Annotated in this window: 20 protein-coding genes; 4 read left to right on the top strand and 16 right to left on the bottom strand. The window is 64.0% G+C overall.

What is annotated here, in order from left to right:
• Positions 1-203: 203 nt before the first annotated feature.
• The 6 genes from ACFW3F_RS04210 to ACFW3F_RS04235 form a co-directional block, all read right to left on the bottom strand.
• Positions 204-1,163, bottom strand: coding sequence for a DUF6602 domain-containing protein (locus ACFW3F_RS04210; protein WP_388054632.1), 960 nt, complete (start codon positions 1,161-1,163; stop codon positions 204-206).
• The gene (locus tag ACFW3F_RS04215) at positions 1,160-1,609 is read right to left on the bottom strand and encodes a DUF5956 family protein (protein WP_388054962.1); all 450 of its coding nucleotides are present in this window, start codon (positions 1,607-1,609) and stop codon (positions 1,160-1,162) included. The genes ACFW3F_RS04210 and ACFW3F_RS04215 overlap by 4 nt, the downstream gene beginning before the upstream one ends.
• Before the next feature lie 173 nt (positions 1,610-1,782).
• Positions 1,783-2,094, bottom strand: coding sequence for a hypothetical protein (locus tag ACFW3F_RS04220; RefSeq protein WP_388054634.1), 312 nt, complete (start codon positions 2,092-2,094; stop codon positions 1,783-1,785).
• Between the two features lie 211 nt (positions 2,095-2,305).
• A complete protein-coding gene (locus ACFW3F_RS04225) occupies positions 2,306-2,884 on the bottom strand; it encodes a hypothetical protein (RefSeq protein ID WP_388054635.1) in 579 nt (192 codons plus the stop codon).
• Positions 2,885-3,361: 477 nt separating this feature from the next.
• Complete coding sequence (locus tag ACFW3F_RS04230; RefSeq protein ID WP_388054637.1) at positions 3,362-3,874, bottom strand: carboxymuconolactone decarboxylase family protein; 513 nt, start codon at positions 3,872-3,874, stop codon at positions 3,362-3,364.
• 177 nt (positions 3,875-4,051) lie between these two features.
• Positions 4,052-4,297, bottom strand: a complete 246-nt coding sequence (locus ACFW3F_RS04235; RefSeq protein ID WP_388054639.1) for a hypothetical protein — start codon at positions 4,295-4,297, stop codon at positions 4,052-4,054.
• 312 nt (positions 4,298-4,609) lie between these two features.
• Between ACFW3F_RS04235 and ACFW3F_RS04240 the strand changes: the two genes are divergently transcribed.
• Entirely contained in the window at positions 4,610-5,485 is an 876-nt protein-coding gene (locus ACFW3F_RS04240; RefSeq protein ID WP_388054641.1) for a sigma-70 family RNA polymerase sigma factor, read from the top strand.
• A 316-nt stretch (positions 5,486-5,801) separates the two neighbouring features.
• Here the strand turns inward: ACFW3F_RS04240 and ACFW3F_RS04245 are convergent, their stop codons facing one another.
• Positions 5,802-6,686 (bottom strand): SGNH/GDSL hydrolase family protein, encoded by an 885-nt coding sequence (locus ACFW3F_RS04245; protein ID WP_388054643.1) that lies wholly within the window; start codon positions 6,684-6,686, stop codon positions 5,802-5,804.
• Between the two features lie 384 nt (positions 6,687-7,070).
• Between ACFW3F_RS04245 and ACFW3F_RS04250 the strand changes: the two genes are divergently transcribed.
• Together ACFW3F_RS04250 and ACFW3F_RS04255 are read left to right on the top strand one after the other, a co-directional pair.
• On the top strand, positions 7,071-7,502 hold the full coding sequence (locus ACFW3F_RS04250) for a hypothetical protein (protein WP_388054645.1): 432 nt from the start codon (positions 7,071-7,073) through the stop codon (positions 7,500-7,502).
• Between the two features lie 121 nt (positions 7,503-7,623).
• Positions 7,624-7,827, top strand: a complete 204-nt coding sequence (locus ACFW3F_RS04255; protein WP_388054647.1) for a hypothetical protein — start codon at positions 7,624-7,626, stop codon at positions 7,825-7,827.
• 251 nt (positions 7,828-8,078) lie between these two features.
• Here the strand turns inward: ACFW3F_RS04255 and ACFW3F_RS04260 are convergent, their stop codons facing one another.
• From ACFW3F_RS04260 to ACFW3F_RS04295, 8 genes are all read right to left on the bottom strand, one after another.
• On the bottom strand, positions 8,079-9,341 hold the full coding sequence (locus ACFW3F_RS04260; protein WP_388054649.1) for an NAD(P)/FAD-dependent oxidoreductase: 1,263 nt from the start codon (positions 9,339-9,341) through the stop codon (positions 8,079-8,081).
• A 35-nt stretch (positions 9,342-9,376) separates the two neighbouring features.
• The gene (locus ACFW3F_RS04265) at positions 9,377-9,988 is read right to left on the bottom strand and encodes an SDR family NAD(P)-dependent oxidoreductase (protein ID WP_388054651.1); all 612 of its coding nucleotides are present in this window, start codon (positions 9,986-9,988) and stop codon (positions 9,377-9,379) included.
• Positions 9,985-10,758: a YoaK family protein gene (locus ACFW3F_RS04270; RefSeq protein WP_388054653.1), complete on the bottom strand. Its 774-nt coding sequence runs from the start codon at positions 10,756-10,758 to the stop codon at positions 9,985-9,987. The genes ACFW3F_RS04265 and ACFW3F_RS04270 overlap by 4 nt, the downstream gene beginning before the upstream one ends.
• 51 nt (positions 10,759-10,809) lie before the next feature.
• Positions 10,810-12,267: an MFS transporter gene (locus tag ACFW3F_RS04275; protein ID WP_388054655.1), complete on the bottom strand. Its 1,458-nt coding sequence runs from the start codon at positions 12,265-12,267 to the stop codon at positions 10,810-10,812.
• 137 nt (positions 12,268-12,404) lie between these two features.
• A complete protein-coding gene (locus ACFW3F_RS04280; protein WP_388054657.1) occupies positions 12,405-13,616 on the bottom strand; it encodes a cupin domain-containing protein in 1,212 nt (403 codons plus the stop codon).
• A 138-nt stretch (positions 13,617-13,754) separates the two neighbouring features.
• Positions 13,755-14,117 (bottom strand): UBP-type zinc finger domain-containing protein, encoded by a 363-nt coding sequence (locus ACFW3F_RS04285; protein WP_388054659.1) that lies wholly within the window; start codon positions 14,115-14,117, stop codon positions 13,755-13,757.
• A gap of 92 nt (positions 14,118-14,209) precedes the next feature.
• Positions 14,210-15,031, bottom strand: coding sequence for an alpha/beta fold hydrolase (locus ACFW3F_RS04290; RefSeq protein ID WP_388054661.1), 822 nt, complete (start codon positions 15,029-15,031; stop codon positions 14,210-14,212).
• A gap of 119 nt (positions 15,032-15,150) precedes the next feature.
• A complete protein-coding gene (locus ACFW3F_RS04295; protein ID WP_388054663.1) occupies positions 15,151-17,022 on the bottom strand; it encodes a GAF domain-containing protein in 1,872 nt (623 codons plus the stop codon).
• A 33-nt stretch (positions 17,023-17,055) separates the two neighbouring features.
• Here ACFW3F_RS04295 and ACFW3F_RS04300 point away from each other — a divergent pair, with 33 nt between their 5' ends.
• The gene (locus ACFW3F_RS04300; protein WP_388054665.1) at positions 17,056-17,427 is read left to right on the top strand and encodes a LytR/AlgR family response regulator transcription factor; all 372 of its coding nucleotides are present in this window, start codon (positions 17,056-17,058) and stop codon (positions 17,425-17,427) included.
• A gap of 25 nt (positions 17,428-17,452) precedes the next feature.
• Here ACFW3F_RS04300 and ACFW3F_RS04305 read toward each other — a convergent pair whose 3' ends face one another.
• A complete protein-coding gene (locus ACFW3F_RS04305; protein WP_388054964.1) occupies positions 17,453-18,106 on the bottom strand; it encodes a response regulator in 654 nt (217 codons plus the stop codon).
• Between the last annotated feature and the right edge of the window lie 111 nt (positions 18,107-18,217).

Consider the following 18,217-nt stretch of genomic DNA (forward strand, 5'->3'; position numbering starts at 1 on the left):
AACCCCTTTTGGATCTATCGGTTTGCGTTGCAACACCCACCCATTACTTGCCCCCACACTCGGTCTCTAACGAATACGACGGAATCGAAAGCCCAGCGTTACCAGTAGTGGCTGTAAAGCCCTGTACAGCAGCAGCTTCGCGAGCCTCTCTTGAGTACGGTCTTGGTGATCTGCGCACCGAGATTGGGTCCGCGCAAGTACCCTCACCAATAGATCCTACGCAGAAACATGCTGCCCTCGAACGCATCTAGCTGCGCCCCCGCAACGAGAGAGCTCGGTGCGAACAGGCGGTTGCCACCTGCCTGGGAAAGCCCGTACCAGCTTGTTTCCGTGAGTCGAAATCCGTCCGCCATTGCCGATAGCGAGTCATCGTAATAGCTTAACTTCTCGTAGAGCAGACCGATGAGAAACGCCACCGGTGGTAACACTAGATTCCTAGCATCCTGGGCCAGTTCGTCATGGCCAACGTTCAGGAACGCGTACTGAATGTGCCCGTCAGGCCCAGCCACACTGGCCGGCATCTGTGCTGCGACATCAGGTGTAACAAGCATGGTTTGCTTTGACCACAGATTGAGGTCTGCTACACACAGCAAGTCCAGGGCCTCTCGGGGCTCCAGACTGAACTTCCGGTCGAGCTCGTCGAGCGCCGCCGTGATTACCTGGACCGGCTTGGATGCGGGGGCCTTCCACGAATGCGTGTGTGCCAAAACGCCGTAGACGAACGGTGGTAGGAGCTTACCGTTCAAGTCGACGGATCGAAGCTTGGCCGCTCGTCTGACCTTGGCCGACTCTTTCACAGCCTCGTCCATGCCTGCACGATCGAGAGTGAGCTTCGCGCTGAACGCCGCGACAATTCCCGCCAGAAGAACGTCAGGTCGCCCACGCAACGCGTGCGGGTAGGAGGGGTGGAATATCACGATGTCCGTCTCCGCGGATGCTTCGGCGCCGTCTCCGGGGTCGGTCTCCAACAGGATGTATTTGCGATACCCGATTTCGTATTGCGGCGGTAACCAGGCCTCGAGAAAAGCACCCCATATTCGCTCACCGTGATGCCCTGACTCCTGGATGCCACCGGGCTTCGATGCCGCCGCGTGGGCTCGCTGGAAGTCGCGTTGCATCTGATCGGCTACATCGGCCAGCCAATCGTGATGGCGGTGTGTCATGAACATCGATTCCTACTCGGGTCGGGACCAGAAGCAGTATCCAGGTCACTGTATGGTGACGTCTGCACCCTGCGGAAGACTGCCTGGTTCGGCGAAGTGGCCGCCATAGCGAACAAGCGGCGCATCGCCGGAATCAACGGAGCTACTGGCAGGGAGCGCGAGCAGGCATTGATCGCCCCGGCAATCGCGTTGGCGTCGTCCTCGCTGAATGGGTCCCAGCGCACGGTCGCTTCGCCCGTCGAAGGATCGGTACACACCGTCTTTACTGGCGGACGTGCATCTACTGGGAACTCGAACCGAAAACACCGCGACGGTCCCGCAGCCCATGCCGTGAGAGCCCCGTGACCGTTCTCGATCGCGATCACGTACTTGCCCGGTTGGATGCCGGCCGGCGGCTCCTCACATTCAGCCGGGACCGTTTGGTACTTGCTCCATGTCTGGCACATGCCCTCGATTTTGCCGTATCTGTCGCGGCCGAACGCATAGTCGCCGGACAGATAGGACTTGCAACGACTCACGGGCCGCTGCAACCGCTATATGCAGCGACCGAATATGCAGGGTTACCAGTAAGCCACTGCTTGTTTCATCTGGTGAGCAGTGTTCGATGCGAGCGCCGCATTCACTCCTCGGACAGGTACCCGGTGTTGGGATCGACATCCGCAAGGAACTCACTGATCGACTCGCGTAGGTAGGCAATTGTCCGACCCGGAATGGCTGGCGGCGGGGTGAGAGGCGTGACGCCCTTCCTCCACGCGATGCGAATAGGGCCTGAAGAAAAGCCATAGCCAGGGTTCGGACCAGAGACCCAGGCGTAACGACAACCCCCGTCGGACTGCACAGCAACTTGCCACAGCTCACCATCAACCACCAAATCGACAGGGCCGTCCGCGACTGTCGGTGTCCAGTCGTCTGCGTAGTTGTCGGGTTCCATCCTCATATTGTCGGCAGCCGCGTAGCTTTCAGCCATCGAATTCTGCGGCCGCGAGCAAAAAACCCCGGAACAACGAACCCGGGCTCAGGTGGGACGCCGCGGATCGTTCGAGTCAAGCGGATACAGGAAGCCGATCGCCGCGTGCTCAACGCCGCAACTAACACTCCACCCATGGCAGGCACCGGGTCGGAACGGGCGGCAGGACCGCAAATCAGGTCTGGGTAGCGCTGATGTAAACCCTCCGGGGGTCTCGTATCGGATCCCAGATGGCAGTGAGGAAGTTGGTGGACCGCCATTGTTCGGATCGCACCAGCGTGGCGCTGGGTGCCGGCCCATGGCCTTTGTGGCTTCCGACGCCGAAGCTGTCCGGGGTGACCGAGGTGGGTGGCGGGAATCCCGACCGGTCAAGCAATTGGGCCAGCCGGTCAGCCGACGGTGTGACGACGACCAGATACGCATTAGAGTCGGGAAAAGCGCTGGTCACTTCCCCGTAGACAACATCGTCGCCATCGACGAGGATCAAGCCCATTCTCTCGGCCATACCCGTGGCGCTGTCGACCGACTCGTAGGTGTGCGGAAGCATCGACCTGTCGATCCACTCGAACAGCGCCCATCTCAGACCAGCAAGGCCCGCCCCTACACCGACGACGACGATCAGCACCGCGACGACGCCCTCCCACCAGCGGAAACGACGGGCAGCCTGCTGTCGATCAGGCGACTCGTCCACACCAAGCTCCTCAGCGTACGGGTACCGAAAGATGTCGACCGCTGGCTGAGCGTACTCGACCATTTGTAACGGCTAAGAACCGAAAACAACTGTCCCACGGTAGTTTTGAAGTATAGGTAACGGATACTACGACATTTTTGAAAACGCACATTGCACCTGATGCAATCCGAGTCCACGACCACACTCCTCTTCGGATGACAACGTATTTGAGGCTTCTGCACCCTAGTTGAGACTGAATGGCGTCGCACGAGATCACGGCCACGGGAGAGCTGAGGGACGATCGAGTCTCAACTCCCGGACTCACGGTCACCCAGCGAATCTACGAGGATCGTCCTCCTAGATGACCGCCTCAACGCCCTGCCCTGTGGTGTCGGCCCAGAGCTGTAGAAGGTGCTGCTCGGGATCGCGACGTCGAACATCGATTCCAGTTCACTCACATCGCAATCGACTTGCAGTGTGGCACGCACGGTACAGCTCACCTGGAAGTCGCTCTGCTCCCTGCATGAACGTTCAGCGAGTAGCTGTGGTTTCGCAGCCTGGTCAGCTGGACACGGGGGTCCATTGTTTGTCCGGGGTCCGGCCGGGCAGCGGCTGTCCGATCAAAGCAAGCGGGACAAAAAAGTTCACCTGGCCGATTGCCATGGCGAGAGTGGCCAGGGCCTTGTCGTCGTAGTGCTTCGCTGCCAGAGCGTAGAGACTGTCGGGCACCCGCTCACTCTGCGTGGCCGGCTGCTGAACAGCTTCTACCAACGCCAGCGCGACACGTTCTTGGTCGGCGAAGTAGGGCGCGTCGCGCCATGTCGCGACGGCGGCGATCCGTTCTTCGGCTTCTCCGGCGGCACGCAGGTTGGCGGTGTGCAGAATTGCCAGGTAGGTGCTGCCGACGATCTGGCCGGCCCGCAACTGCACCAGGCCGATGGTGGCACGTGGAACCGCTCCGGTGCCGGTGGCTCTGAACAGCGCCGCGCCGACGTCGCCGAGTTCGGGGACGAGCTCCTGCGGGTTGGGCATCCGAGAGCCTTCGCGCAGCTGGGTTGTGGAGTTCGTGGTCATGGTGTGGGTTTCCTTTTCTCAGTGGTGAATTGCGGTTGGTATCAGATCGATCAGGCGTGCTGAGTCCGAAGCCGGGCTCCACGGATCGCGGGCGTGGTTGCGGCGATGGACATCCCGGGCGGAGGCCATGCTCGGGTGGCGAAGGTAGCGGCGGCGAGAAACAGGGGTGTCGCCCAGTTATCGGGGCCGTCGCCGACGGCCATGTGTGAGGGTGGCGCCGCCGTAGACGAAAACCACTCCGGCGTGCGCCCATTCCTTCGTCCGCGGGTGTCCAGGAGACACGTCCACCACCTGCTGGCCTTGCACGAATGCGGCGAGCTGAGCGCCTGATTCCCCGTCCTCCTCGGCAACGACGGCGGCGAACTCAACGCGCACCCGTTCGTATCCGTCAGCGGCGGTACCGTGTACTTCGATCGCGTTCACTGATCATTCCCTTCGTTGACAACTGGCTGGTTCCCGCAGCGGAAGACCTCGGCACCGGAAGCCTGCGCCGTCGGTGGTCTGGCGCATTGACGGACGGCGGTGAACAAACGTGACCGCAGCGAGGAAACCAGCACGTAGAGCGTTTGGGGGGCCTGCCAGGACCTCCGGTGCCGATAGCGGCCGTCTTCTGTCCGAGTCGATCGGCAGCGCGTACCAGGAACCACGCAGGAAACTAGGCGAAGAATGCGGGATAGGGTCACGTTTCTCGCCCGCAGTTCGTCATCGATACGGGACGAGATCAAGGAGGACCTGGTGCACGATGATTACTTGTTGGCCGAGGAATTCGAAGGCCATCGCACCCACTTGCGCGCGGTGGCCTATCGAATGCTCGGTTCGCTCACTGAGGCCGACGACGCCGTGCAGGAAGCGTGGCTGCGGCTGGCTCGCAGTGACACAGGTGATGTCGACAACCTCGGTGGTTGGCTCACCACCGTCGTGAGCCGGGTGTGCCTGGATATGCTGCGGACACGCAAGGCACGCCACGAGGAGCCCCTCGACTCCGAGCACTTTCCTGACCCCGTGATCGTCTGCGAGAACACGCTTGACCCCGAAGATCAAGCAGTGCTTGCTGATTCGGTTGGGTTGGCGCTGCTGGTGGTGCTGGAATCACTCAGTCCGGCCCAACGACTTGCCTTCGTCCTACATGACATGTTCGCCCTGCCGTATGAGCAGATCGCTCCAATTGTCGACCGCACACCGCAGACAGCGAAGAAGCTGGCCAGCCAAGCGCGCCGACGAGTCCACGGTGTGACACCGGACCCGGACCTGCCCCGGCAACGCCGCCTCGTCGATGCCTTCCTCGCCGCCGCCCGCGGCGGCGACTTCGATGAACTCCTGCAACTTCTCGACCCCAACGTGGTGCTCCGGGCCGACGCCGGCGAAGCGATGCGAGTGATTCGCGGCGCGGCCGCCGTGGCCGGGCAAGCAGAAACGTTCCAGCGCATGGCCACCCTATGTGCCATTCATCCTGCTGTGGTCAACGGTCGTGCGGGACTGGTCAACACTGTCGACGGCGCCCCATTCTCGGTCATCGAATTCGCCGTCGCCGGCGACCGAATCACCGCGATCGACATCCTCTCCGACGCGGACCGCCTCACCCGCCTTGATCTGGCCACAGTCCTGAACTGACAACGGCGAACATCGCTGCCCACGCCGGCCAGATGGACGCGTCCATGTCGCGTCGAAACTCTTTCAGCCTCGAGCAGGGCAGCTGCACGCCCGCCGCGACACGTAGCCGGAGTTCCGTCGGCGCGTACACCACGCCACCACGGGACACCGTCGGGCACCGTGCCCACTTCAAGGGCCAGCCTGTCGTGCCGACAAAAATGGCCGGTGACCGACATCGCATACGGACTGCTACCGGCAGAAGCTCTTCGACTTACCACTCCCCCCTACCGTCGAGTGTGTAGTCCCGACACGGCGAGCAGGTCCTCGACGCGGTCCCTCAGCGCAGTGCGGCCACGACCTGATCGGCCATCGCCTGCTGGCCTCGTGCGTTGGCGTGCATAGCCGGGAAGCTGACCGCACCCAACGTCGGCTCGACCCATCGCCGATCGCCTGCGCAGGCGTCGTGACCGGTGGAGACCTTGGTCATGTCGACAAAGGTTGTGCGTGTCGCGGCGGCGGCGCGGCGCATGGCGGCGTTGAGGGCGGTGAAGACTCCGTGCAGGTATTTGGTGTCTCCGGGCGCCGTGAGCAAAGACGCCGAGCAGAGCGCAGTGCCCGCGGCCGGATAGATCTGCGGATACCCGACGAGGACGACGCGGGCGCGCGGGGCGGCGCGGTCGATGCGGCGCAATGCGTTCACGAGGTCGGGGTAGGTCGAGGAGTTGATCTTGTCGACCAACGAGGTGCCGAACTTGTCGCGGCACGGGGTGGCCGACAACGGCGCGGACAGCCAGGCTTGCTGACAGGCCGAGGTTGAGTCGTTGAACAGCCCGTTGTTGTTCGCGCCGATCGTCAAGGTGACCAAGCGGGTGGCCGGTCCCACCGCGCTGATCTGAGGTCCCTGCCACCGGTATTGCGACTGAGTCAGGTTCTCGGTCGTCGCGCCCGAGCAACTGACGTCGGCGACCGTCGTCCCGCGTCGCTTGGCGACGATACTGGAGTAGTTGACCTCCGAGTTCGAGCAGAAAGTCGCCGCACTCGTCGCCTGGGGGAACACCGACGCGCCCGCACTGTAGCTGTCACCGAGATTGACGTACGGGTAGCCGTCGGCCGCCTGGGCTCCGCCGGCCTGGGCGAGTCCGCCGACAAGAGCGACGGCAGTGGCCGCCGCCGTCAGTACGGTTCGGACGCCGAGGGGTCCGCGGGGGCTGCGCACGGGCATTTAGCAACTCCAGATCGTGTTGCTCAAGTTACTGATGATATTAATGAGACCAAGAGTACCAGGCCCACAGACCTAGGCTCGGCGGGCGGATGCCAAGCAGGGCACAGCGGCACTCACAACGCCGGCCTGAGCTACACGCGCGTTTGCCGAGACAGAACCGGAAAACTCGTCGCCCGAACAACCGGAGGCTGCCGCCGAGCAGGGACATCCATCCCGTACAACGACCACTAAATCGTTGCATCACAGACTGATCCTCAACAGGTAACCCCATACCTGGGAACAGCTAGTAGCGCATGAGAGCACGCTCCTCGGCTGGGGAGATCTAGCGACCGACACCGATTCCAAATGTTCCCTCGCAAAGTGTCGCTTTGCTAATGTGCGCTAATGGCAACAAACAAGTTCAACGCGCGCTGCGCGGCCGCCACGACTGCCACTGGAATCGCCGTGGCGATAGCTGGGCTACTCACGGTCGGCACCGGGACAGCTGACGCACAACAACTCCCCGACCTCAGTGTTGTCGTCAACTCCTATACGTGTGACGCCACGGGCAAATTCGTGAACTTGACCGTGACCAACACAGGTGGCGCCGCCCGCAATGTGCAAGTCAACGGCTTTGTCTCAAACTGGGGTTACGGACGCCAGATCCCGCTGATCGACTCCGGACGGTCGGTGCAACTACCGATCAAGATCCCGTTCCCCACACTGGGATGGCAACCGCAGGGCGTCGCCGTGCACGGCACCGCCGACAGCAGTCCCCTGAACAATGTCTACGCCGGACTGACCTATCCGACCACCGGGTCCTGCTCCACCCCTTGACGAGGTCTCGCGATGCCAGCACAAACAGACTGCGCTCGCCGGGCCTGCGGGTGATCAGTAGCGAGTCCTGCCTCGTCAACCAATGTTGACGAAGAGCGAAACCGCGGGCACCCTGGTCACCATGAAGGTAGGACTGGACGGCGACGACGACATGACACCGATCGAACAACTCTCCCAGGTCGCCACGCGACGACAGCAAATCGCGCGAGAGGAAGAGGTCGCGGTGCGGCGGGCGCGACTGGCCGGGCTCTCGTGGGCGGAGATCGGCAGCCTGCTTCAGGTCTCGAAACAGGCCATGCACAAGAAGTACCGAAAAGTCGGCTGAAGAACAGCGCCCGTCGACATCTGGAGTGTGTGTAGAGCAGCTGCGAATATCGATGGTGCGCTTCACAATCTACGTACTCGAGGCGAAGTTGTTCATCGGCACCGCAGGCAGATGCCGAACAGGATTTGCAGGGATACGAACGAGCTCGGCGCCGTCGACGATGTCGTGCGGGATGGTGTGGCCGCTCGGCGGCGAGTCCGCTACTCCCCCACGATGAAACGCGACGCCGCCGCTTCGAAACCTCTGCCGGGCTAGGTGGTTGCCAGGTAGCGATGGACGAAGGTGACCGCCATGGCGCCTTCGCCGACGGCTGATGCGACGCGTTTGACCGAATTGCGACGCACGTCACCGGCAGCGAACGAGCCAGGAATGGACGTCTCCAGGTAGAACGGGTCCCGTTGCAGCGGCCAGGGTGTCGATGGTGACGTGGTGTCGAGGTCGGGCCCTGTTACGAGGAATCCGTGGCTGTCGCGCACGGTCTTGGTGCCCTCAGCCCACTCGGTAGCAGGGTCGCCGCCGATACACACGAACAGGCGCTCGGTTGTGGCTGTCTCCTTCTCGCCGGTGCGAGTGTCTTCGAGGTGGATCGCGGCCAGTCCGTTGTCGCCGTCGAGACCGACGACGCGCGTGTTGGTTCGGATCGCGATATTGGGTTGCTCGACAACGCGTTCGGCAAGGTAGGTCGACAGGGTCGATGCCAGCGAGGTGCCCCGGACGAGCATGGTGACTCGTCTGGCGTAGGCCGAGAGGTTCATCGCGGCCTGTCCTGCGGAGTTGCCCCCACCGACGACGTACACATCGAGTTCGTCGCAAGTGGGGGCCTCGCTGGTGCCGGCGCCGTAGAACAGCCCTCGGCCGATGTAGGTGTCCTCGTACTCCAGGCCCAGTCGGCGCCACTCGACGCCCGTGGCACACACGGTGGCGCACGAGACGATGGTTGTGCCGTCCGACAATGTCGTGTGGACGCGGCCGTCGATGAAGCGCGCCTGGAGCCCGTCGCGCATCTGAAGCAGTTCCGCGCCGAACGTGACGGCTTGTTGGCGTGCGCGTTCTGCCAGCTCGCCACCCGAGATGCCACCAGGGAACCCGAGATAGTTCTCGATGAGGCTGCTGTAGCCGGCTTGTCCGCCGACTGCCTCTCGCTCGAGCACGGCCACACTCAGTCCCTCCGACGCTGCGTAGACCGCTGCCGACAGGCCCGCTGGTCCGGCCCCGTAGATGGTGAGGTCGTACTCGGCGAGTTTGGGAGCGTTCACCCAACCGAGTCGACGCGCAATCTCGGCCACCGACGGTGAGTAGAGCCGTGTCCCGTCGGGTAGGTCGACGATCGGCAGATCGGCCTGAGCCAGTGGCAGCCCGAACAGGTCTGTGCAGGCGAGATCGGTGTCGACAGCGGTCCAGGAGTAGTGGACAACGCTGCGGCTGAGGAAGTCACGAATCTCGAAGGCACGACGACACTGACTGCGTCCATAGACGCGGACGAGGTCGATGGAGTGGGTGAGTTGGACGGACAACGTTGGCTCCTTCGGACGCAGAACGGGGGTTGAGGTCACACGGTGGCTGCTGCATCGGGTCGAAGCTGCAGCAGCTGGGGAGGTGAGGGCAGGGATACAGCGGCAAGCGTCTGCGTGGCGGCCTGGTCCCAAGACGATCTCGGTGCGCCGCCCACTGACTCCACAACCGTCAGTCCCGCACCGTAGGGCGCCAACTGGATGCGGATGGCGTGGCCGAGAGCGGAGGCATCGAAGCTGGTACACCCCACCGGAGCAGTCGGTGACGCGGCCGAGGAAGGGGTATGCAGGTTGATGACGTGGCCGTGGCGCTGCGCACGAAAGACATGGGCGACGGCTCTCGTCATGTTGACGATCCCGAACGGGTGGACCCGGACACGGCTGCTGGCAGCAGAACGTCCTGGAACGGGCCACGGCGCGTTGATGAGATAGTCGACCTGGCCGAACCGCGCCGCGATCCTGGTGACGGCTGCATCGGTGTCCGAAGGACTGTCGATGTCGACTCCGACCACGCCGCAACGGTGGTTTCTCAGCGGCGTCCACGATGACGATGGCAGTACGGACACCACATCCTCACCGGCCGCCACCAGCTGGCACTGAATGGCGCCGGCCATCCCGACGGGCGGACCGGCGATCATCCACACACTCATCGCGTACCTCCCGTACGTTGGATCGACTTTGCGGATTGGTTGGTCCCCGGCGGTGCGTGACCAGCGAAGGGGCCAGCGCACTTGATCGGACTGGCGGCGGGTTGGAATATCAGGTGGTTGACCACCGCGGCGAGAGCTGTCACTGCCGGGACAAGTGGCGCGAGGGTGTGGTCGGCGATGAGCACGAGCGAGGTGATCGTGGCGCCGCAGACAAGAGCGACGATCGTGGCGACTCGCTGCACCCAGAATTGGGTTCTGCCCTGTGCCAAGTCGCCGAGGAGAGCGACCATGGTGCCGGTGACGAAGGTCGTGGTCACCGGCGCTCCGATCGTCCTGGCGAGGGCGGTTTGCAGAGCCATCGCGACTGCCGAAATTGCGATCGATACGAAAATGATTGTCTGACCGGCCTTCTCATTCGAGCACACCCACATCACGGAGACGATGACTTGGACCGCCGCCCCGGTTGTCAGCAATGCCAGGATTCGCCCGGGTCTGCGCCGTGCGTGGACACTCAGGTATCGAAAGGCGCCGAACGCAGCGCCGGCGAAGACCGCGAGCGCGATGCCGGCACCGATGAGGGTCTGGAGGTAGTGGGCTCGTTCGAAAAGTCCGATGAGGATCAGGTTTCCGGTCATGTTGGCTGTGAAGATGCCGCCGAGCACGGTGAAGGCGAAAGCGTCGGTGCTACCGGCTCCGAAAGAGAGGATGAGCAAGGTGGCCCAGGTGGGTCGGATCGCCGACTGCTGCAACCCGATATCGCGGTCAGACACGGGGTGGTACTCCTCGCGTGAGGTCGATTCAGCTGGGCCGATGCGGTGTGGTCACATGCGTTGTCGGGCAGCGCTTCGTTCGGGTACCGGACCGTGGTCGGCAACCGGCGTGTCGGCCATGCCCAGCGTGATCGCGACTATCAGCACTCCGGCGCAGGCGATCATCGACCAGGCGAGAACGCCGGCGCTGTGCCAGCCCTCGGCGAGCGATCCACCGCTCTGTGTGACGAGGACCGATCCGATGATCGCGACACCCAGTGCTGAACCGACCTGTTTGGCGGTGGAGACAATGCCGGCAGCGACCCCGACTTGATCGTCGGGAAGCTCGGAGACGGCTGCATCGTTGATGGGGGCGTTGAGCATTCCGTAGCCCACGCCGAAGACCGCGTAGGGCAGGATCAGCCAGTACACCGGCGTGCCGGCTCCGGTAGGCAGCAGCGCCGCGGCACCGACAGTCAGTGCCGCGCCTGCGATCAACAGCGGGGTGCGTGGGCCGTGGCCGGCCAGGAGCCGACCCGAGAGCGGTGCGGCGATGATGGTGGCTGCCGCCAAGGGCAGGGTCAGCAGGCCGGCCGCGGATGGGCTGAGATCACGGACGGTCTGCAGGTAGAGGGTGTTGGCGAACAGCATCCCGGCGAAGGCGAAGAACCCCAGGACCGAGATCGCGAAGGAACTCGCGAAAGCGAAGTTGGAGAACAACTCCAGACGCAGCAGCGGCTCGGTGCGGTGAGATTCGTAGACGATGATCGCGACGAGAGTCGCTGCGGCGAGAGCCAGGCCGCCGATGACCAGCGGCGAGGTCCAACCATATCGTCCGCCTTCGATGATCCCGAAGATCAGCGCGGTCAGGAATGCCACGACCAACACCTGCCCGACGGGGTCGAACCGACGTGGTTGTGCGGCTTTCGATTCGGGTACGAGCACCATTGTGGCGATCACGGCAACGACGCCGATGGGGACGTTCAGCCAGAAGATCGACTTCCAACCGGCTGAATCGACGAGGAAGCCTCCGATGAGGGGGCCGCCGGCGATACCGACGCCGCTGGTGGCTGCCCACCAGCCGATGGCACGGGCACGGTCGGTCGGGTCGGTGAAGACCTTGGTGACGATGGCCAGCGCGACGGGGATGAGCATGGAGCCGCCGACGGCCTGTACGACGCGGAAGGCGACGAGCCATTCTTCCGACGTCGACAGCCCGCACATCGCCGAGCCCACTGTGAAGATTGTCAACCCCGTGGCGAAAACCCGTTTGCGGCCGAACCGGTCGGCCAGCGATCCGCTGAACATGAGCAGGCCGGCCAGCACCAGTAGGTAGGCATCGACAGTCCACTGCAGCGTCGACAGTGACGCCTGGAGGTCGCGGGCGATCGAGGGCAGTGCGACGTTGATGATCGTGTTGTCGAGCGAGGCCAGGAGCACGCTGCTGCAGCAGACGGCCAGCACCACATACCGTCGTGCGGTCGACACCTGCGGAAACGTTGTAGGTGGGAGTTGTACGTGCGAAGTCATGGTGGTTACTCACAGGGTGTCGGTGATCGAGATCGATTGTGTCGGAGACTTTTCGAAGGGGTTCGACGGCAGCGGCCGGTTCCCCGCCACAGTGAGCTCCATGGCGAGGAGCCGGCGGCCCTGTGGGCGAGTGGTCCCTAACGCAGCGGCGTGATGCCCTGCGTCCCGGGCGGGAAAGTGGCCAGGATCGCCTCGTCGATGTTCAAGTGCTGGGCGATCAAAGCGGGCGGAACGTGGCTCAGCCACTGGGCGAGCGAGACTTCCTCGTACTTGTCGGCGCGGAACACCTCGAGGAACTGCAACACTTCGTCACCGGTGTTCTCGACGTAGTGGCCGTAGTTGCGGCGAACGACTCCCACGTCCCCCGCGCGGAAATCGGTCGTGTTGGCGTGCGGGCCGTTGTTGAACACCGTCATTCGGGCCGAACCGCGAAGGTAGTACTGCCATTCGTCGGCGTTGGGGTGCCAATGCAGCTCGCGCATCGAGCCGGGTTCGACGGTGACCAGTGCGGCCGCGACAGTGCTCGACAAAGGGAAATTGGTGCTGTCGGCGACCTGGATGCGGCCTCCGCTGTTCTCGGTCATCGGTTTGGAGCGGGAGAGTCGGAAGATCACCGGTTCGCTGGCACCCCACTCAACGCCGGCTGCGTTCTGGTCCGCAGCCAACTCGCCGGGCTCCTCACCCGGGAAAATCCACAGATTGTGCAACGGGATGTCGTCGAAGACCTCTTGTGCCACACCGAAATTCTTGGCCAGCACCTCCGGCGGCGTGTGGGCGAACCACTCGGTGAGCAGCAACGTGTTGCTCTCGGACTGGTCGCCGTTGTCGAAGGCCAGCACGAATTCGGCACCGTCGGGGCCCAAGCCCTGCAAAGAGTGCGGGGTGCCGGCGGGAAAGAACCACAGGTCACCTTCTTCGACATCTTCGACGCTGGGCAGACCGGACCGGCCGATGGTGGTCACGCGACACTTGCCGCGGGTCATGATCGCCCACTCGGCGGTCTGGTGCCAGTGCAGCTCCCGGATGCCGCCGGGCTCGAGGTACATGTTGACTCCGGCAATCTCCTCGGAGATCGTGAAATCCTGCTTGATGACTTCACGAGCCCAACCGCCGGCCTGGATGCGGCGCGAGGAGATGTTGAACGACGACCAGAAGAAGGGCTGGGTGCTGACGTCGGTGGCGGGCGGGTCGATCTGGTTCGGGAACTGGCTGTCGATCGCCGGATTGCGAGGCCCACGCATCTCGACGCTGCGCGGATGTCCGACGGTGTTGATCCTGCCCTCCGGGGGCAGATCCGGGTTGCCCACGGTGGGCGTTTCGTGGCCGATGGTGGTCTCTGGCTTGTTCATGGTGCGCGCTCCTGTGTGTCCGGGCCGGACATAGACGGCAGACGGTCTCCCACATCCACGCGGATGCGAGGTTCTGGTTGGTCAAGTCGATTGCAAAGCAACAGAACTCAGGGTGATCGGACCGATGCGGTCGGCAACTCAGCCGCGGTTGGCGTGGTTGAGTTGAGCGATCCAATCGCGGGGGACGCGCGCTCGGGGACCGGGCACGCTTTGGTCGTGGGGGTGGGAGTTCGGCTCGGCCAGTGCCGGGCCGGCGAACGTCTTGTCGGTGGCGAAGTCGTAGAACCAGTCCTCGCCTGGTTCGTAACTCTGGATGATCGCGTGGCCGGTGAGTTCGGCGTGGCTGCTGGCGTGATGGTTCAGCGACTCATCACAGCAACCGACGTGGCCGCATTCGGCGCAGCGACGCAGGTGAAACCACCACGACCCCAAGGCCTCACAATCGGCGCACCCAGCGCCGCTCGGCGGGATGGACGCTTTGATCGACTTGTCGATATTCATCGGGAGATCCATTCTCAGACAACTGGTCTGGCATTGAAGGACCGGACCGACGGGAAGAGCTACGAGCCGCCCCGCCGGTCCGGAGCGTGAGATCAGTCGGCGATGAACGCGAGAATGTCGGCGTCGAGAGCCTTCTGGTACTCGCCGTAGATACCGTGGGGGGCACCCGAGTAGACCTTCAAGGTGCCGTTTCGAACCAGCTTGATGGCCTTTTCCGCAGCAGCCTTGATCGGCACGATCTGGTCGTCGTCGCCCTGGACGATGAGCATCGGGACCTCGATGGCCTTGAGATCTTCGGTCTGGTCGGTCTCGGAGAAGGCCTTCACGCAGTCGTAGGCGGCGGCGAGGTTGACCAGCATGCCCTGACGCCAGAAGTCATCCTTCGCCCCCTGGGACACTTGAGCGCCGTCACGGTTGGCGCCGTAGAAGGACTCGGCGAGGTCCTGGTAGAACTGCGACCGGTCGGTGAGTACGCCTTGGCGGATGCCGTCGAACACCTCGATCGGGGTGCCCTCGGGGTTGTCCGGAGTCTGCACCATCAAGGGAGGCACCGCTCCGGCGGTGATGATCTTGGCGACGCGCCCCTTGCCGTACTGGGCCGCGTACCGCACGACCTCCCCGCCGCCGGTCGAGTGCCCGATCAGGACCAGGTCGCGCAGATCGAGCGCCTCGACCAGCTCAGCGAGATCCTTGGCGTAGGTGTCCATGTCATTGCCAGAGCCGGTCTTGGCGGAGCGACCGTGACCGCGGCGGTCGTGCGCGATCGCACGGTAGCCGGCGTCAGCGAGCAGCTTCATCTCGACCTGCCAGGCATCCGATGACAGCGGCCACCCATGGCTCAACAGCACGGGCTGCCCGGCGCCCTGCTCGGTGTAGTAGATCTCGGTGCCATCGGTGGTGGTGATGTACGGCATGATTCGTTCTCCTGGTCAGTGTTCGTCTCGGTGACCTCAAGACTTGTCCGTACCGTCGACGATGTCGTCGATGCTGACCGCCAACCTGACCCGCGGCTGACCGGTGACGGCCTTTCCGGCTAGCCGGTATTGCCCAGTGAAGCGGTACCGGCCACCGGAATCGTGGCGCGCACGTTCGTGCCGACACCGGGTGGGCTGGTGACACTGAATGTCCCCTCGACCGCCTCGACACGGTCGCGAAGCCCTACCAGCCCAGACCCCCTGTCGGGCAGTGCATCCCCGACCCCGTCGTCGACTACGGACAACACCAGGACCCCGTCGTCATCGATCAGTGCGGTAACGCTCACCTCGGAGGCCTGCGCGTACTTGGCGGTGTTCGTCAGCGCCTCGGCCACCACGTAGTAGGCCGTCACCTCCACCGGCTCGGGGAGTCGGCCGGACACCGAGACGTCCAGCGACACAGGCACCGGCGACCGGCGGGCAAGCGTTTTCAGCGCTGGTGCGAGCCCGCCGCGGGACAGGATCGCCGGGTGGATACCGCGGGACAGCTCCTGGAGGTCGGAGTGGATCTGCGAAAGCGAGTCCACGGCGGTGTCGAGCCGGCGGCGCAGATCCGACTGTTCGTCCGGGACAGTGGCCTGCACCGCACGCAGGTCCATCCCGAGGGAGACGATGCGCTGCTGCGCCCCGTCGTGCAGGTCTCGTTCGATGGCGCGGCGCGCCTGGTCGGCTGCGCCGATGACGCGGGCACGCGATCGGTTCAACGCTGCACGCGATTCGTTGTTGAAGACCGCACGGGCGACCAGGTCGGCGAAGTCGGTCAGTCGCAGACGTAGGTCCAGCGGGGCGGATCGGTGAGTGATTCCGACGATGACCGCGCCCCAAGGATGGCCTTCTACGACGATCGGCACGCCGATGCCCGAGCGGATACCCCGGCGTTTGAGGCGTTCGCCGATGGGCCCGTTGGCACCGGAGTACTCCAAGGTCGCCATCTCACCGGTATCGAAGACTATGGTGACTATATTGTTGCCGCCCAATGCTATTCGTTCGCCAACTGCGAGCCCGTATGACTCTGCACCTGCCCCCTCGTCACGGGCGGCCAGGATCTCGCAGCTCCCGGAGCTTGCGAAGTGCACCACCGTGACGTGCTCGACACCGAGCTCATCGGCCAACTCATCGGTGACCGCCCGGAATACCTCGCTCGGTTCGACTCGGCTGGCAACCAAGGTGGCAACGCGGCGCAGCGCCGCCTGCTGGCGGGCCATCGTGACGGTCCGGTTGTGGAGAACCTCGCGGTCGCGGGCCGCGGCGAGCAGCGCCTCGAGATTGGGCACCATGCGCAGGACTCGCCGACGCTCGGAAGCACTGATATCTGTGGGCACCATCAGGGAGCCCACCGGCCTGTCGTCATCGAAGAGGAGGATGCACTCCTGGTGGGGGCCGCACTGGGCGTCTGCGTTCCCGAGGACCGCTCCTGGGTCCGACAACTCGAGTACCTCGGACAGGCGGGCGCTCGCCGCGGCGAGCGCCCCGGGCGAATCCGCAGCGCGCAACACCGTGCGCGCCAATGTCGCAGACAGATCCGCTTCGCGGCGCCGCTGGTCGGACTCCAATGCTCGCCGACGCGATTGACCGACCAGCAGGTTTGTCAGCAGCGCGAGGATGGAGAACACCACGGCCGCGGGCACAACGCTGCCGCTGCCTTCCAAAGCGTGGACCCACACGTAGGCAGCGGCGCTGGCCACCGACGTGGCCAGCGCCAGCCGAAAGCCCCAACCCGCCGACACCACCAAGACCCCGAACAGGAAGAGTGCGCCGAACGCGTTCTCCGGAGACAGCTGTTTGAGCCAGTGCACAACCACCGCCTCGACCGCGATCAGGGTCGCAGCTGTGACCACGCCCAACGTCAACGACGGGGAAGTCGGGCGCAGTACCACCGTCGCGATGCGGTCCCACCATGTGCCGTGCTCGATCTTCCGGCTAGCGGGCATGGCCCGTCCGCCGGTTTCTGTCACGCTGGACATATGAACCCCTCCCGACTGCGGTGCTTGATCGTTGATGACAGTGCCCCTTTCCGCACCGCGGCTCGCGGGATGCTCGAATCCGGCGGGATCACGGTGGTCGGAACCGCCTCGACGCTCGCCGACGCTGTGAGCCAATCTGAAACCACCCACCCCGACGTCGCGCTCGTCGACATCGATCTCGGCGGAGAAAGTGGGTTCGACGTCGCCGACGCCCTTCACGCTCTGGCGGTCGAGCCGGCGGTCGTGCTGATATCCACTCACAATCACGACGAGTTCACCGACATGATCGACGCCAGCTCGGCCATCGGCTTTGTACCGAAGTTCTCGCTGTCCGCCGATCGAGTCCGATCGGCACTCGCCGACGCGCAGTGAGCAGCGCGTCAACCCGGCGTGCTTGTCAGGTGCCGGCGTCGAGAAACATGATCACCGCGCGTACACGGCGATGATCGTCAGCTGTCTCGGACAAATCGAGTTTGGTCAAGATGCTGCGCACATGCTTCTCAACGGTTCCCTCGGTGATCCACAAACGACGGCCGATGCCGCTGTTCGACAGGCCTTCGGCCATCAGTGTCAGCACCTCTCGTTCTCGGGCGCTCAGCGCCCCGAGCGGGTCATTGCGTCGTCGTGCCGCCACGAGTTCGTGAATCAGCGCCGGGTCCATCACCGAGGCGCCGTTGGCGATGCGCCAGATTGTGTCCACGAAGTCGCCGACATCGGTGACCCTGCTCTTGAGCAGGTAGCCGATACTCTGGCCGGTCTCCAGCAGTTCCAGCGCCTGCTCGACATCGACATGCGCCGACAGCAGGAGGATGCCGACACCGGGATACTCACGGCGGATCCGCAGCGCGGCATCGAGCCCCTCAGCGGAATGCGACGGAGGCATTCTGATATCCACGACCGCGAGATCCGGTCGACGGTCCGCGACCACAGCCAGGAGTCCCTCGGCGTCACCGGCCTGGCCGACCACCTCCTGACCCGCGGTGGTGAGCAGGCTGGCCAAACCCTCCCGCAACAGCACGTCATCATCAGCAAGAGCGATACGAAGCGTCATCTCACGCTGCCGGCCCCGAACGACACCCAGACCGAGCGCAGCCTCTGGCGAGCTCATCGCGCAACCCCCTCCGATGGCGTACAGCATCGGAGCCGGCGTCCTCGCACGAGG

The sequence above is a fragment of the Gordonia sp. NPDC058843 genome (genome assembly GCF_042743165.1).
Lineage (GTDB): Bacteria > Actinomycetota > Actinomycetes > Mycobacteriales > Mycobacteriaceae > Gordonia.

Bases quoted from the DNA above. Each gene is read 5' to 3' on its own strand.
- ACFW3F_RS04305 (WP_388054964.1), bottom strand. From the start codon at position 18,106: ATGACGCTTCGTATCGCTCTTGCTGATGATGACGTGCTGTTGCGGGAG.
- ACFW3F_RS04300 (WP_388054665.1), top strand. From the start codon at position 17,056: ATGAACCCCTCCCGACTGCGGTGCTTGATCGTTGATGACAGTGCCCCT.
- ACFW3F_RS04245 (WP_388054643.1), bottom strand. From the start codon at position 6,686: ATGCCCGTGCGCAGCCCCCGCGGACCCCTCGGCGTCCGAACCGTACTG.
- ACFW3F_RS04280 (WP_388054657.1), bottom strand. From the start codon at position 13,616: ATGAACAAGCCAGAGACCACCATCGGCCACGAAACGCCCACCGTGGGC.
- ACFW3F_RS04290 (WP_388054661.1), bottom strand. From the start codon at position 15,031: ATGCCGTACATCACCACCACCGATGGCACCGAGATCTACTACACCGAG.
- ACFW3F_RS04255 (WP_388054647.1), top strand. From the start codon at position 7,624: ATGAAGGTAGGACTGGACGGCGACGACGACATGACACCGATCGAACAA.
- ACFW3F_RS04220 (WP_388054634.1), bottom strand. From the start codon at position 2,094: ATGGAACCCGACAACTACGCAGACGACTGGACACCGACAGTCGCGGAC.
- ACFW3F_RS04230 (WP_388054637.1), bottom strand. From the start codon at position 3,874: ATGACCACGAACTCCACAACCCAGCTGCGCGAAGGCTCTCGGATGCCC.
- ACFW3F_RS04250 (WP_388054645.1), top strand. From the start codon at position 7,071: ATGGCAACAAACAAGTTCAACGCGCGCTGCGCGGCCGCCACGACTGCC.
- ACFW3F_RS04275 (WP_388054655.1), bottom strand. From the start codon at position 12,267: ATGACTTCGCACGTACAACTCCCACCTACAACGTTTCCGCAGGTGTCG.
- ACFW3F_RS04210 (WP_388054632.1), bottom strand. From the start codon at position 1,163: ATGACACACCGCCATCACGATTGGCTGGCCGATGTAGCCGATCAGATG.
- ACFW3F_RS04285 (WP_388054659.1), bottom strand. From the start codon at position 14,117: ATGAATATCGACAAGTCGATCAAAGCGTCCATCCCGCCGAGCGGCGCT.
- ACFW3F_RS04215 (WP_388054962.1), bottom strand. From the start codon at position 1,609: ATGTGCCAGACATGGAGCAAGTACCAAACGGTCCCGGCTGAATGTGAG.
- ACFW3F_RS04225 (WP_388054635.1), bottom strand. From the start codon at position 2,884: ATGGTCGAGTACGCTCAGCCAGCGGTCGACATCTTTCGGTACCCGTAC.
- ACFW3F_RS04265 (WP_388054651.1), bottom strand. From the start codon at position 9,988: ATGAGTGTGTGGATGATCGCCGGTCCGCCCGTCGGGATGGCCGGCGCC.
- ACFW3F_RS04295 (WP_388054663.1), bottom strand. From the start codon at position 17,022: ATGCCCGCTAGCCGGAAGATCGAGCACGGCACATGGTGGGACCGCATC.